1 protein-coding gene is annotated in these 241 nt (G+C 48.1%); it reads right to left on the reverse strand.

Annotated features, from left to right (window positions below):
• Positions 1–217, reverse strand: a 217-nt coding sequence (locus AAEZ02_RS23380) for a D-glutamate cyclase family protein (RefSeq protein WP_351125614.1), incomplete at its 3' end; no start/stop codon positions are given.
• Between the last annotated feature and the right edge of the window lie 24 nt (positions 218–241).

The raw sequence follows: 241 nt of genomic DNA on the forward strand, positions 1-241 counted from the left end.
ACATATGACCGGGTGCATGGGTAATCGCAATGTCTGGCTTAGTGTGCATGACAATGGCTTGCGGCGTCACACCACATGCCCAAAACACCGGAACTTCCCCTTCTTTGATCACAGATGGTTCTCCAAAGTCTGGTTGATCTACATGTTCAATGCCAATCACAGCTGGATCACCTATATGGATAGGACCGCCATGTACCGATGGGAATCTAGATGTCACCTGAACACTTCTTGTGACTTGATG

The organism is Shewanella sp. T24-MNA-CIBAN-0130 (assembly GCF_040310185.1).
In the GTDB taxonomy this organism is placed as follows: Bacteria; Pseudomonadota; Gammaproteobacteria; order Enterobacterales; family Shewanellaceae; genus Shewanella; species Shewanella psychromarinicola.